This window comes from Vibrio sp. sp1 (assembly GCF_016920955.1).
In the GTDB taxonomy this organism is placed as follows: domain Bacteria; phylum Pseudomonadota; class Gammaproteobacteria; order Enterobacterales; family Vibrionaceae; genus Vibrio; species Vibrio alginolyticus.
Window position 1 is genome coordinate 836,757 of record NZ_CP060589.1, and the last position, 13,420, is coordinate 850,176.

Genomic DNA, 13,420 nt, shown 5'->3' on the forward strand with positions numbered 1-13,420 from the left:
TCGTAAATGGACAAAACGGCGGATTATGATCAATCAGGAGCAACTAGTGGAAATACACGTTTTACATCAGCAAGGGCGAAGCATCCGCCGCATCGCAAAGGATCTGGGTATCTCAAGGAATACAGTTCGCACTTATCTTCGAGATAAAAGCAAAGCGCCTGTGTATCCCGAGCGGCAATCTCGACCAACCAAACTGCAGCCTTACCATGACTACTTGCGCACCCGCATTGAAGCCGCAAAGCCTTATTGGATACCCGCAACTGTCTTACTACGTGAGCTGAAATCTCTCGGTTACGAAGGCGGTATAACGATGCTCAAAGAGCACATCAGGCAGTACAAACCGAGTACGCCAATCGACCCTGTCGTTCGATTCGAGACATTGCCAGGTGAGCAGATGCAAGTCGACTTTACGACCATCACCCATTACGGTGTACGTGTTAAAGCCTTCGTGGCAACGCTTGGTTATAGCAGAGCGACCTTCGTTCGCTTTAGTGAACGAGAGCGCCAAGAAGACTGGATACAAGGTCTTGAAGAAGCGTTTGAATACTTCGGCGGCGTCCCTAAAGAAGTTCTGTTCGATAATGCGAAAGCCATCATGATAGAGCGTGATGCTTATGGTGAAGGTGAACACCGCTGGAATCCAGCACTGCTCACCGCCGCCAAGAAATACAGTTTTAAACCAAGAGCCTGTCGTCCATATCGCGCAAAGACCAAAGGGAAAGTGGAGCGCTTTAACTCTTACTTGAAGAATAGCTTCGTCACTCCGCTTGCGGCGACACTCAAGCAGCACGGTCTTAAAATCACCGTCGATGTTCTTAATGGGCATATCGGCGCATGGCTAGAAACCGTCGCTCATCAACGAACTCATAGAACGACAGGTGCAAAGCCTCAAGTTCTCTTAGATGAAGAGCGCTTTATACTTCAGCTACTCCCATCGCCAACGCGCCCAGTCACAACCCTAACAATGAGTGATAATGTGGTGCCGCTGGAGAGCTTCCAGCACCCACTATCAACGTATGATGCACTGTTGGAGGTGCGACCATGAACCTTCAAATGAATCGCATTGAAGCTGCCTGTGCAGCGCTGAAGCTACAAGCTATCGGTCAGGAATGGCCGAGATTAGCAGAAGCCGCCAACCATCGTGAACTAAGTCTAGCCGATTACTTAGAGTCACTTCTGAACGCAGAGTTGGAAGCACGAGCGGAACGCACAAGAGCCACACTGACTAAGTTCGCCAGCTTTCCAATGAAAAAAACGTTCGATGACTACGACTTCAAGTTCGCAACAGGCGCTCCGAGAAAGCAGCTCAAAGAGCTAACAGGGTTGGCCTTCATCGAGCGAAAGGAAAACGTGGTGCTACTTGGGCCAAGTGGCGTTGGCAAAAGTCACCTTGCGGTAAGCTTGGGTCACATAGCGGTTCAAAAGGGTTTAAAGACAAGGTTCATCACGGCAGCAGACTTGATGCTTCAACTCTCCACTGCGAAAGCTCAAGGTAAACTTGAAAGCTACTTGAGACGCAGTGTTCTCGCTCCAAAGCTCCTTATCGTCGATGAAATCGGGTATCTACCGTTCGGCAGAGAGGAAGCGAACTTGTTCTTCAATGTCATCGCCAAGCGTTATGAGCAAGGCAGCATTATCGTGACTAGTAATCTGCCGTTCTCCCAATGGTCAAATGCGTTCGCCGACGATACGACCTTGACGGCAGCTTTACTCGATAGGCTTCTTCATCACTCGCACATCGTACAAATCAGCGGTGAAAGCTATCGATTAAAAGGAAAGAAGGCGGCTGGAACCATACCAACGGTTCTGGAAAACCTATCTGAAAGTAGAAGTTAATTACATGGGTGGGTCAGTTTTACTTCGGCGATAACGTCGATAAGTGGGTCAAATTTAAACTGGCGTTGACAAAAGCACAGTATGTCTGTTAGCACGCCCAATTCAATGTTGTTTAATGGTAACAATGCTTACTTGAATCAAGATGGAACTTTAAATTGGGACGAGAGAGGTAGGGAGACGTTACGCAGAGCGACAATGCTGTATTCATATTTAGACTACGAGGAAAAATATGGAGTGCCACGAAGCCCTTTCCAAAGAGAACCTAGCTCAGAAGAGGTGATTTCAGTATGCAATGAGCTTTTTTCTCTTTTCACAACAATCTTTACCACTTACCCATTTTGGAACAATAATCTTGTTCACATTCAGGGGCAAACGGACAAGGTTAACCAGTTGTGTTCAAAGGAATTTGATGCCAAGCGTATTCAGGAAATGCAAAGGATCGTCGGGTATTTGAATTGGACTTGGAGTACAAGTAATCGCCCTCTTATAACACTGGCAAATCGCGGCATGGAGTTTACTCGCGAGAAGCAGTTGAAAGAACAAAGAGAGGCGTTTGAAAAGCACATGGCCAATATGCCAGATCAAATGCCTAAAGGTGAGCAAGAGAGAGTCTGGAAGCAATTTCATCAACCTCATGTTGATAGCGTTACTGATTTTCAAGGTGTCTTCGTTAGTTACTTTGAAAAATCGCATGTTGTTGAAAGAGAAGTGATTCCGTTGCTTTCTTCTTCTATTTCTAGCTTCAATACTTACAATGAAACTTTTAGAGTTAAAGAAACAACGCTCAAAGTTATTATCTTGATTATGTTTAATATGGTGTTTGGTGTTCTACTTCCCTTAGTTACTTTAAATTTGCTAGTTGGCGTTAATTTTGACTGGACCAACTTTTGGTTTAGTGCGTTTGAGTACTTTGTTTTATTTTCAACAATGTGTCCATATCTATGGGCGTGTAAGTTTTTGTTTAACAAAGTGAAGAAGTTGAATTTTGCATAAACGGCTAACAACGTTCAAGTAATCAACATACTTTTTCTAATCTGACTACACGCTATAGAGCATTAGGCCTAAAACGTTTATGTCCAAAAATGAGTTTGGTGGGCGCGTTTATCCTTATCGTATAGGTTGAACCGCACCACCAGTTTTGTGAGGTTTAACCAACTAATACACGTCACATTAGTACAAATCTGCAACCTGAAAAACCATTTAGCTTCGTAAGAGTGCTTCCAATCAAGAAATAGGCTCACTCATTAGAGAATCTAAATGGTCAGCCCATTTTTGCAACCAAACTCTACACTCATCCTCATAAGAATGAAGGTCATAAGTCCCATTAATACCTTCCTTTGTATGTCCTAAAACGGCTTCAGCAACTTCTGAAGGACACTTTTTCCTAGCAAGTCCTGTTCTAACCGTTCTTCTTAAATCATGGGGAGTCCAATTGGGGATATCTAACATCATACCTTTCTGCTTCAAACTCCAGATTTTTTCAGATAAATGTTTTTGCTGAACAGGTCTGCGAGTCCTCTGAGATTGGAAAACGTAATCATTTTTATCTCGTTTTTGGTATTTGTTCTGTAGCCACTCAGCCGCTTGATTAGAAAGCATCACATGACGAACCAGACCAGTCTTAGTTTCTCTCAAAAATAGAGTTTTATTGTTCAAGTTGACATCAGACCAAGCTAAGGAACATACCTCACCTGTTCTACAACCAGTCCAGAGCGTCAGTCTCAAGATCCCCTTTTGGTTCTGACTAAAACCAGAGATTGGTAACCAGTTCAAAAACTGAACAATTTCTTCATCATTGAAATAGCGTCTTCCTTTACTACAAGTTAATTTCACTTTGGATATTTTTAAGCTATCTTTAGCTTGTAGCGCAGGGTTTACAAATTCATAAGGTAAGTAACCAGTTGAAATAGCATAACGATACGCTGAAGTTAGTTCTCTAAGGACATACCCAGCTTGAACATTTGCTCCGCGCTCAACGATCCCCATAACCAAATCAGATATATCTTTACGGGTTAGGTCAATAGCGAGCTTTGAACCAATAGGTTTTACGACGTCTTTATACAGCGTTCGGCGAGCTTCCTTTTGTCCTTTAGGTTTCCTATTACTTGAACCTTCAATGTAGCCTTTCAGGTAATTATCAACCAAGTTTTTAACGTTGATCTTAGCGTAGCGATCTGATTCTTTAGCTTGAGTCTCTAGGAGCTTCTGTTTTTCCAATTCTCTTTTAGGACACTTACCTGCATCTCTAATAGCTTTTAAGTGCTTAAGCTCAACTCTAGCTTGCTCCAAAGACATGTCTGGATAAGTGCCAAGCTTAGCTTGAGTTATCTTGTTGTTTACCGGAGAACGATAGCGGTAAGTAAATGTCTTACGTCCTGTTTTACCAACATTAACTCGCAACCCTCTATATTCACCAACATCAACCAAGGTTTTTCCATCAGCTTTATGGTTTCTAATTGCTCGATCACTAAGAGGTTTGTTACTCTTTCCCACGGTCATATTTGTATAATCCTTAACTAATACGCAAACAACACAATATGACTATCTTAGTGTAGGAAGAATCCAAAAGCTACACAAAAACCTACACTTAGTTATGGGATTCACTGACACTAAGTGGCACTCCATGAGACTAGAAACCACACATGGTTGGTCGTAAAACATTGAATATTATTATGAAAACATTAGAAGAAACCAATAAAAACAAAGCAACCAACCACAAACACACACCTATGATGCAGCAATACCTCAAGCTAAAAGCTGAGAACCCAGAGATTTTGCTGTTCTACCGCATGGGCGATTTCTACGAACTCTTTTACGATGATGCCAAGCGAGCTTCTCAGCTTCTTGATATTTCATTGACCAAACGTGGTGCGTCTGCAGGTGAACCTATCCCAATGGCGGGTGTGCCATTTCACGCCGTAGAGGGCTACCTGGCAAAACTTGTTCAGCTTGGTGAGTCTGTGGCGATCTGTGAACAGATTGGCGATCCGGCCACCAGCAAGGGCCCAGTAGAACGTAAAGTTGTGCGTATCGTGACACCAGGTACAGTGACGGATGAGGCGCTGCTTTCTGAGCGTGTCGATAACTTAATCGCAGCAATTTACCATCACAACGGTAAGTTCGGTTATGCGACGCTGGATGTCACCTCTGGTCGCTTCCAACTGACAGAACCAGAAACTGAAGAAGCGATGACAGCCGAGCTTCAACGTACCGCACCACGTGAGCTACTGTTCCCAGAAGATTTTGAACCTGTACATTTAATGGCGAGCCGCAATGGTAACCGTCGTCGCCCAGTCTGGGAGTTTGAGCTTGATACGGCTAAGCAACAACTCAATCAACAATTTGGCACAAAAGATCTGGTTGGTTTTGGTGTAGAACATGCGTCCTTAGGGTTATGTGCTGCTGGTTGTTTGATCCAGTACGTAAAAGATACTCAACGTACGGCTTTACCTCATATTCGCTCTTTAACGTTTGATCATCAGGATCAATCCGTCATCCTTGATGCTGCTACCCGACGTAATCTGGAAATTACTCAAAATCTAGCAGGCGGAACCGATAACACGCTCGCTGCAGTACTCGACCATTGTGCAACTCCGATGGGCAGCCGAATGCTGAAGCGTTGGTTGCATCAGCCTATGCGTTGCATTGAAACGTTAAACAATCGCCTTGATGCGATTGGTGAGATTAAAGAACAAGCTCTGTTTGCTGATCTTCAACCAACGTTAAAGCAAATTGGTGATATTGAACGTATCTTAGCGCGCCTTGCATTACGCTCTGCTCGCCCTCGCGATATGGCTAGACTTCGCAATGCCATGCAACAGCTACCAGAGCTAGAATCTGTCACCGCTTCTTTGACCCATCCGTACCTAACGAAATTGGCGAAGTATGCAGCTCCGATTGACGAAGTATGTGACCTGTTAGAGCGCGCGATTAAAGAAAATCCGCCGGTTGTTATTCGTGATGGTGGCGTCATCGCTGAAGGCTACAATGCGGAGCTCGATGAATGGCGAAAATTGGCAGACGGTGCAACAGAATATCTTGAGCAGCTTGAGCGAGATGAGCGTGAACGACACGGTATCGATACGCTTAAAGTAGGCTACAACAACGTTCATGGCTTCTTTATCCAAGTAAGCCGTGGCCAGAGCCATTTGGTTCCACCGCATTATGTACGTCGCCAAACACTCAAAAACGCTGAACGCTACATCATCCCAGAGCTTAAGGAACACGAAGACAAAGTACTTAACTCGAAATCTAAAGCGTTAGCACTTGAGAAACAGTTGTGGGAAGAACTGTTTGATCTATTGATGCCAAACCTTGAGAAGCTGCAAAACCTAGCTTCTGCCCTGTCTCAACTGGATGTATTACAAAACCTAGCAGAGCGTGCAGATTCGTTAGATTACTGCCGCCCAACGCTTGTGAAAGACGCAGGAATTCACATTCAAGCTGGTCGTCATCCAGTCGTAGAACAAGTAACAACAGAGCCGTTCATCGCGAACCCAATTGAGCTTAACCCAGCCCGTAAGATGTTGATCATCACCGGTCCAAACATGGGTGGTAAATCAACCTACATGCGTCAAACTGCGCTGATTGCATTGATGGCACATATCGGCTCTTATGTACCGGCAGAATCCGCACAGATTGGTTCTTTAGATCGTATATTTACTCGTATTGGTGCATCAGATGATCTTGCATCTGGCCGCTCGACCTTCATGGTAGAAATGACCGAAACAGCCAATATTCTTCACAACGCAACTAAGAACAGTTTGGTGCTAATGGATGAAATCGGACGCGGTACTAGTACTTACGACGGTCTGTCTTTAGCTTGGGCAAGTGCGGAATGGCTCGCAACACAAATTGGTGCGATGACCCTATTTGCAACTCACTACTTCGAATTAACAGAGTTACCGAACCAACTGCCAAACTTAGCGAACGTTCACTTGGATGCCGTAGAGCATGGAGACAGCATTGCCTTTATGCACGCAGTTCAAGAAGGTGCGGCAAGTAAGTCTTACGGCTTGGCTGTTGCGGGCTTAGCTGGCGTACCAAAAACGGTCATCAAAAATGCGCGTAACAAGCTATCTCAGCTAGAGCAACTGGGGCAAAACAGTGACACACCGCGTCCAAGTGCAGTAGATGTGGCTAACCAGTTGAGCCTGATTCCAGAGCCTAGCGAGGTCGAACAAGCTCTGTCAGGTATTGATCCTGACGACTTAACGCCACGCCAAGCTCTTGAAGAGCTGTATCGCTTGAAGAAGATGCTGTAAACAGACTCACACCGACGAGCAAAAAAGAAAAAAGGCTAGGGGGAACCATAGCCTTTTGTGTATCTAGTGAAATACGGATTACTTAATCGTCTTCTACGTTAAACAAGTTTTCCATATTCAAACCTTGTTTGATTAGGACTTCACGAAGACGACGTAAACCTTCCACTTGTATTTGACGTACTCGCTCACGTGTCAGACCAATCTCTCGACCAACTTCTTCCAGCGTCGAAGGCTCGTAGCCTAGTAGGCCGAAGCGACGTGCAAGCACTTCTTTCTGTTTCGGATTCAACTCTTCTAACCAATGAATCAACGATGATTTGATGTCGTCATCTTGAGTCGAAACTTCTGGATCAGAGTTGTTTGCATCAGGAATAATATCCAGCAGCGCTTTCTCACCGTCACCACCGATTGGCGTGTCGACAGAGCTAATACGCTCATTAAGGCGTAACATTTTGCTTACGTCTTCGACTGGAATATCTAATTGAGCAGCAATTTCTTCTGCGGTCGGTTCGTGATCGAGCTTTTGAGAAAGTTCACGCGCAGTACGCAGATAAATGTTCAGCTCTTTCACTACGTGGATAGGTAGACGGATCGTGCGAGTTTGGTTCATCAACGCTCGCTCTATCGTTTGTCGGATCCACCATGTTGCGTAAGTAGAGAAACGGAAACCACGTTCTGGGTCGAATTTTTCGACCGCTCGGATCAAGCCGAGGTTACCTTCTTCAATCAGATCGAGTAGTGCTAGACCACGGTTACTGTATCGACGAGAAATCTTAACAACCAAACGTAGGTTACTTTCGATCATACGTTTGCGTGCCGCTTCGTCGCCACGTAGGGCGCGTCTTGCGTAAAGCACTTCTTCTTCGGCAGTAAGTAAAGGTGAGAAGCCAATTTCGCCCAAATACAACTGAGTTGCATCTAAGCTTTTACTGCTCGCGTCAAATTCTTCACGCGCAGTCGCTTTGCTTTCTGTGGATGATGATCTTTCGAGTTCGTTATCAATGGTCTTCACTGACGCATTGTCAAATGCAAACTCTTCAACTTTGGTTACTGTGTTGCTGATACTCATAACGCCTCCCCCTGGCGAGTTAGCAAGACATGACAACTCAATATGTCGCTAAATGATGTCGCAAGTTGTTTTTCAAAGTTTTAAGGCAAATAGCGTTTTGGATTCACTGATTTACCTTGATAGCGAATTTCAAAGTGTAGTTTGACCGACTTTGCACCTGAACTACCCATGGTGGCGATTTTTTGTCCGCTTTTTACGCTTTGTCCTTCTGTGACCAGCAGTTTGTCATTATGTGCGTATGCGCTTAAATAATTGTCGTTATGCTTTACTATAATTAAGTTGCCATAACCTCGTAGCGCATTGCCTGAATAAACGACTGTGCCGGCTGCGGTTGAAACGATAGGTTGACCACGCTGTCCTGCGATGTCGATACCTTTATTTCCCTGTTCTCCCGCCGAAAAGTTCTTGATTACTCTCCCTTTTGTTGGCCACAACCACTTTGAGACTTTATCACTCTTTACTGTGGTAGTTGGCGATTTTTGCTTCACTTTTTGGTTGTCTTTTGAACCAACATACTCCTTTGTTTTCGATTGTTCAACCTTCTTTGGAGGCTGTTTTTGTACGACTTTAGGCTTAGTCTCTGTAGGTTTTTGACTAGAGTTTTTACTCGAAGGTTTAGGTTTAGAGGCTGTTGATGTTTTCGTCACTGGAGCTGGGGGTGTCGTAACAACAGGAGCCACAACGGGTTCAACTTTTTGACCATATTTAGGGGCGACATATTTCGGAGCCCAAAGTTTTAGCCTCTGTCCTGGGTAGATAGTGTAAGGCTGAGTTAACTCATTGTAACGAACAAGATCATTTACATCTTTATCTGTGACATAAGCTATGAAGTAAAGTGTATCGCCTTTTTTTACCTCATAATAACTCCCTCTGTAACTCCCTCTTTCAAGGCTTGAATAGTCTTTTTTTAGGCTAGAGACAGGTGCAGGGGAATGCGCTGCACAACCAACTAGTCCTGCAGCAAACACAAAGCTAATACCAATATGACGTAGTAACTTATTCACCTATCCCTAACCCTTAAGCTAAATCACCCGCAACCAGAGGTACGAACCGAACCATTTCTACAACGGTAGAGAGATATTCGTCTCCCTTACGCTCTATTTTTAATAACTGTTGTTCCGTATCTCCAACAGGAATGACCATTTTGCCGCCATCTCTTAATTGTGAGAGAAGAGCTTGGGGAATCACTTCAGCGGCAGCGGTAACGATAATAGCATCGAAAGGACCTCTCGCTTCCCAGCCCTGCCACCCATCAGCATGCTTAGTTGAAACATTGTAAATATCCAATTGCTTCAGGCGACGCTTTGCTTCCCATTGCAACGATTTAATTCGCTCAACGGAGTATACATGATCAACAATTTGCGCCAGTACCGCAGTTTGATAACCCGATCCCGTTCCGATTTCCAGAACACGACTCGCCGATTCTAGCTCAAGCAACTCGGTCATACGAGCAACGATATAAGGCTGAGAAATAGTTTGTCCCTGACCAATTGGTAACGCATTGTTATCATAGGCTTGGTGCATCATCGCTTGAGAAACAAAGCTTTCTCGTGGCAAGCGTTGGATAGCATCCAGAACTCTTTGGTCTTTGATGCCACTGGAGATAAGAAACGCTATCAACCTGTCAGCATGTGGGTTACTCATTACTTCTCTTCCTTTAACCAACTATCCATAGCACGCAGCGACTCGTGAGCGGTGAGATCAACTTGCAGAGGCGTCATTGAAACTCGGCCATGCTCAATTGCATAAAAGTCCGTGCCCTCTCCTGCATCTTGCTCCTTTCCTGGTGGCCCTAACCAATAAATGTCATGGCCTCTCGGATCTTTCTGCTTGATCATATTCTCTGCGTGATGACGTGCACCTAAACGCGTAACTTCAATTTCACCTAAATTCTCTGATGGTAAGTCAGGCACGTTTACGTTCAGTAGACGATTCGTTGGAATCGGCGACGCTAAATGCTGTTGTACAATTTGACGTGCAATTTTAGCGGCGGATTCGAAATGTCGCTTACCCACTAGTGAAAAAGCCACCGACTGAACGCCAAGGAAATGACCTTCCATGGCGGCTGCTACTGTTCCAGAATAAAGAACATCATCACCCAAATTAGCGCCATGGTTGATTCCTGACAGAACAAGATCAGGCAAATCATCTTTCATTAGCTCATTCAGCGCGAAATGCACACAATCCGTGGGCGTGCCTTGCACTGAGTAGATATTTGGGGCAATTTCAGTCACGCGTAATGGTTGTTCTAATGTGAGTGAATTCGAAGCACCTGAACGATTTCGATCAGGTGCGACAATGGTCACTTCGGCGATATCTCTCAACTCATCAGCGAGGGCATGAATCCCTTGTGCATGAACACCATCATCATTGCTGATTAAGACTCTTAAGGGCTTCGGGTTTCGTGAATCCTGTTCCATTAGTATTCTCTTTCTACTTCAACCTCATTAACTAACTCACGAACAATAGAGGTCGCAAAAGATCCCGCATCCAGTGAGAAAGTCAGCGTAATGTTGTTACCTTCAACCGTCCAAGCTAAATCTTTTGGCTTCAGCGCAATATCGCGACGATCGTGGCGCATGCGATTACCACGAATCAGCGCCATGAGGTCAGGCTCTTCGTCTAAAAACGGTTGCTCTAATGCCAGAGCCTCGGCTTGAGTAGGCAGTGCATTATCGCCAGCAAGCGCAGCGGTAATTGCCGCTTCACCTTGTGCAAATTGCACTTGCAAATCAGTGATGTTGTTTGCATCAATCAACTGAGTGCCAGAATTCGTCTGTGCAATGTCACCATCAATGAACTTATCAAACACACCATTCTCTAGACGAGCTGAAACGATGCGGTTGAAAATCCACGAACGAGCCGCTGATAAATACATGCTTCGCTTGTTTTGATTGCGGGTACGAACGTTTTCGCGTCCCCATCGACGTGCTTCTTCAAGGTTGTTGCCATCGTTACCAAAACGCTGACTACCAAAGTAGTTTGGCACGCCAACTTGTTTCACTTTTTCAAGACGTTGCTCTACATCCGCTATATCTGTCACTTCAGACAAAGTAACCACGAACTCGTTCCCTACTAGGTCACCAGGACGCAGTTTTTTATTGTGACGATCTGTTGCAAGGATTTCGATACTTGGGTATTGAGCCAAAAACGCTGAAAAATCTGGCGTTTCACCTTTTGGTAAATGGACACTTAACCACTGTTCCGTCACCGCATGACGGTCTTTAAGACCCGCCCAGCTAACGTCTTTCGACTTAACACCACAGGCTTTTGCTAACTCGTTAGCAACGAAGCTGGTGTTCTCGCCCGTTTTACGGATACGAACCATTAAGTGCTCGCCTTCGCCCGTAAAGGCAAAACCTAAATCTTCGCGAACCTGAAAATGCTCTGGCTGCGCTTTAATTTTTGCCGATGCAACTGGCTTACCCGTTAGGTAAGCCAATGAAGATAAAATGTCTGACATGATGTGTTTCCGCTGATATCACAGCTTAGAGGAGCAAATTGCTAGTTATTGCTTAAACAGAAGTACAACGGCTTCCGTTGCAATGCCTTCTTTGCGTCCAGTAAAACCGAGACGTTCTGTCGTCGTCGCTTTTACGTTAATGTTACTAATGTCGGTTTCTAGGTCTTCGGCTATCGCCGCACACATTGCGTCAATGTGTGGTGCCATTTTAGGCGCTTGTGCCATGATGGTTACATCAGCATTGCCAAGACGGTAGCCTTGCTCTTTAACTCGACGGTAAACGTCTTTCAGTAATTCACGACTGTTTGCGCCTTTCCATTTATCATCCGTATCTGGGAAATGACGACCAATATCGCCGGCAGCAATCGCGCCCAGCAGAGCATCCGTTAACGCATGCAACGCTACATCGCCATCTGAGTGAGCAATCAAACCTTGCTCATAAGGGATTGCTACACCACCAATAATGACTGGGCCTTCACCACCGAATTTATGTACATCGAAACCATGACCAATTCGAATCATTTTCTATCCTTTCTTTATTCGCCGCGCTCACGGCTTAGATAAAACTCGGCTAACGCAAGATCTTCTGGCTGAGTGATTTTTATATTGTTCGCATTCCCTTGAACTAAGGCTGGCTTCTCGCCTAACCATTCCAAAGCCGAGGCTTCATCGGTAATGGTTACACCCTGTTCTAATGCGTCAGCCAGTGCTTGAGTAAGCTGCTGAGTTTTAAACATTTGTGGAGTAAGTGCATGCCACAATGCTTCTCTATCTACCGTATGATCGATATCTTGTACTGCGTTTGCTCGCTTCATTGTATCTCTCACAGGAGATGCGAGAATGCCACCCGTTGAGTGGGCGCAGCAAACATCAATCAAACGGTCAATGTCGGATGTTAATACACATGGCCTCGCAGCGTCGTGGACTAATACCCACTCGCTTTCCAGATGCTCATTGACATAGTTTAGCCCTGATAACACAGAGTCTGCTCTTTCTTTACCACCAGCTACACGAATCACATCTGGGTGCTTAGCAATGGACAATTCTGGGTAATATGGGTCGCCGTCAGTAATGGCAACGACAACCTTAGAAATATTTGGGTGGGAAAGCAGTTTCTCTACGGTATGTTCCAGTACCGCTTTACCTTCGATCAATAAATATTGCTTAGGGCGATCTGCCTTCATTCTGCTACCCACACCCGCAGCTGGCACAATTGCGATATGCGATGAGTTCATATCCAACATTTTAATGGTTTTCCTCACCTATAATGCGGTAAAAAGTCTCGCCATCTTTAACTAAACCGAGCTCATGACGCGCACGTTCTTCAATCGCATCAAGACCTTGCCTTAAGTCATCAATCTCAGCGAACATTTCATTGTTGCGAGCTTGTAGCTTGCTGTTCACTTGTTGCTGAACTTCAATTTCATCTTTTACTGTGTAGTAGTCAGACACTCCGTTTTTACCAAACCATAGAGTGTATTGAAGCAAGCCAAACAGTAGCGTAAGGGCTATAACAAAGATTCGCATATCGCTGCTAACATTCTGTACCGGAAGGAATTAGATAAGGTGACATATATAGCATAAATGCGAGGTTGCCTCTAGGGGAGAAAGGGAGACTCACACGCTCCTTACAAGAAATAAGCAGCAAAATGAAACAAGCTCATAGGAAGCGCTCCTTACCCATGACCAAAGTAAGAGCCAAAAATACAAACCTATAAATACAAAAAACCGCCGTAGCGATGGTTTCAAAAAGCTATTTAGCGAAACTTTACTCAATAAGAATTAAGC

13 protein-coding genes are annotated in these 13,420 nt (G+C 44.8%); 4 read left to right on the plus strand and 9 right to left on the minus strand.

All coding sequences use genetic code 11. The annotated features are described in order from the left end of the window. The first annotated feature begins 25 nt into the window (after positions 1-25). The 3 genes from istA (at position 26) to H9L11_RS03900 (ending at position 2,829) form a co-directional block, all read left to right on the plus strand. Complete coding sequence (gene istA, locus H9L11_RS03890) at positions 26-1,045, plus strand: IS21 family transposase (protein WP_205390739.1); 1,020 nt, start codon at positions 26-28, stop codon at positions 1,043-1,045. Next, the gene (istB, locus tag H9L11_RS03895) at positions 1,042-1,836 is read left to right on the plus strand and encodes an IS21-like element helper ATPase IstB (RefSeq protein ID WP_205390738.1); all 795 of its coding nucleotides are present in this window, start codon (positions 1,042-1,044) and stop codon (positions 1,834-1,836) included. Before istA ends, istB begins: the two co-directional genes overlap by 4 nt. An 81-nt stretch (positions 1,837-1,917) precedes the next feature. Beyond that, positions 1,918-2,829, plus strand: coding sequence for a hypothetical protein (locus H9L11_RS03900; RefSeq protein ID WP_205390998.1), 912 nt, complete (start codon positions 1,918-1,920; stop codon positions 2,827-2,829). A gap of 231 nt (positions 2,830-3,060) precedes the next feature. On the opposite strand, the gene H9L11_RS03905 is transcribed toward H9L11_RS03900, so the two are convergent. Continuing rightward, positions 3,061-4,335 carry a site-specific integrase gene (locus H9L11_RS03905; RefSeq protein WP_205390999.1) on the minus strand — a complete coding sequence of 425 codons (1,275 nt, stop codon included), beginning with the start codon at positions 4,333-4,335 and terminating at the stop codon, positions 3,061-3,063. A 173-nt stretch (positions 4,336-4,508) separates the two neighbouring features. Here H9L11_RS03905 and mutS point away from each other — a divergent pair, with 173 nt between their 5' ends. Continuing rightward, positions 4,509-7,100 (plus strand): DNA mismatch repair protein MutS, encoded by a 2,592-nt coding sequence (gene mutS, locus H9L11_RS03910; RefSeq protein WP_205391000.1) that lies wholly within the window; start codon positions 4,509-4,511, stop codon positions 7,098-7,100. Between the two features lie 82 nt (positions 7,101-7,182). Here mutS and rpoS read toward each other — a convergent pair whose 3' ends face one another. From rpoS to ftsB, 8 genes are all read right to left on the minus strand, one after another. Continuing rightward, a complete protein-coding gene (rpoS, locus tag H9L11_RS03915; RefSeq protein WP_005380887.1) occupies positions 7,183-8,169 on the minus strand; it encodes an RNA polymerase sigma factor RpoS in 987 nt (328 codons plus the stop codon). 80 nt (positions 8,170-8,249) lie between these two features. Beyond that, positions 8,250-9,173, minus strand: coding sequence for a peptidoglycan DD-metalloendopeptidase family protein (locus H9L11_RS03920; RefSeq protein ID WP_033907434.1), 924 nt, complete (start codon positions 9,171-9,173; stop codon positions 8,250-8,252). Positions 9,174-9,186: 13 nt separating this feature from the next. Further along, complete coding sequence (locus H9L11_RS03925; protein WP_033907436.1) at positions 9,187-9,813, minus strand: protein-L-isoaspartate(D-aspartate) O-methyltransferase; 627 nt, start codon at positions 9,811-9,813, stop codon at positions 9,187-9,189. Beyond that, on the minus strand, positions 9,813-10,589 hold the full coding sequence (gene surE / locus H9L11_RS03930; RefSeq protein WP_005380894.1) for a 5'/3'-nucleotidase SurE: 777 nt from the start codon (positions 10,587-10,589) through the stop codon (positions 9,813-9,815). The genes H9L11_RS03925 and surE overlap by 1 nt, the downstream gene beginning before the upstream one ends. Next, positions 10,589-11,632, minus strand: coding sequence for a tRNA pseudouridine(13) synthase TruD (truD, locus tag H9L11_RS03935; protein WP_033907437.1), 1,044 nt, complete (start codon positions 11,630-11,632; stop codon positions 10,589-10,591). Before truD ends, surE begins: the two co-directional genes overlap by 1 nt. A gap of 45 nt (positions 11,633-11,677) precedes the next feature. After that, positions 11,678-12,154 carry a 2-C-methyl-D-erythritol 2,4-cyclodiphosphate synthase gene (ispF, locus tag H9L11_RS03940; RefSeq protein ID WP_005380896.1) on the minus strand — a complete coding sequence of 159 codons (477 nt, stop codon included), beginning with the start codon at positions 12,152-12,154 and terminating at the stop codon, positions 11,678-11,680. A 14-nt stretch (positions 12,155-12,168) separates the two neighbouring features. Continuing rightward, positions 12,169-12,876, minus strand: a complete 708-nt coding sequence (ispD, locus tag H9L11_RS03945; protein ID WP_017821625.1) for a 2-C-methyl-D-erythritol 4-phosphate cytidylyltransferase — start codon at positions 12,874-12,876, stop codon at positions 12,169-12,171. Position 12,877: 1 nt separating this feature from the next. Continuing rightward, positions 12,878-13,159 (minus strand): cell division protein FtsB, encoded by a 282-nt coding sequence (gene ftsB, locus H9L11_RS03950; protein ID WP_005380907.1) that lies wholly within the window; start codon positions 13,157-13,159, stop codon positions 12,878-12,880. Positions 13,160-13,420 lie beyond the last annotated feature (261 nt).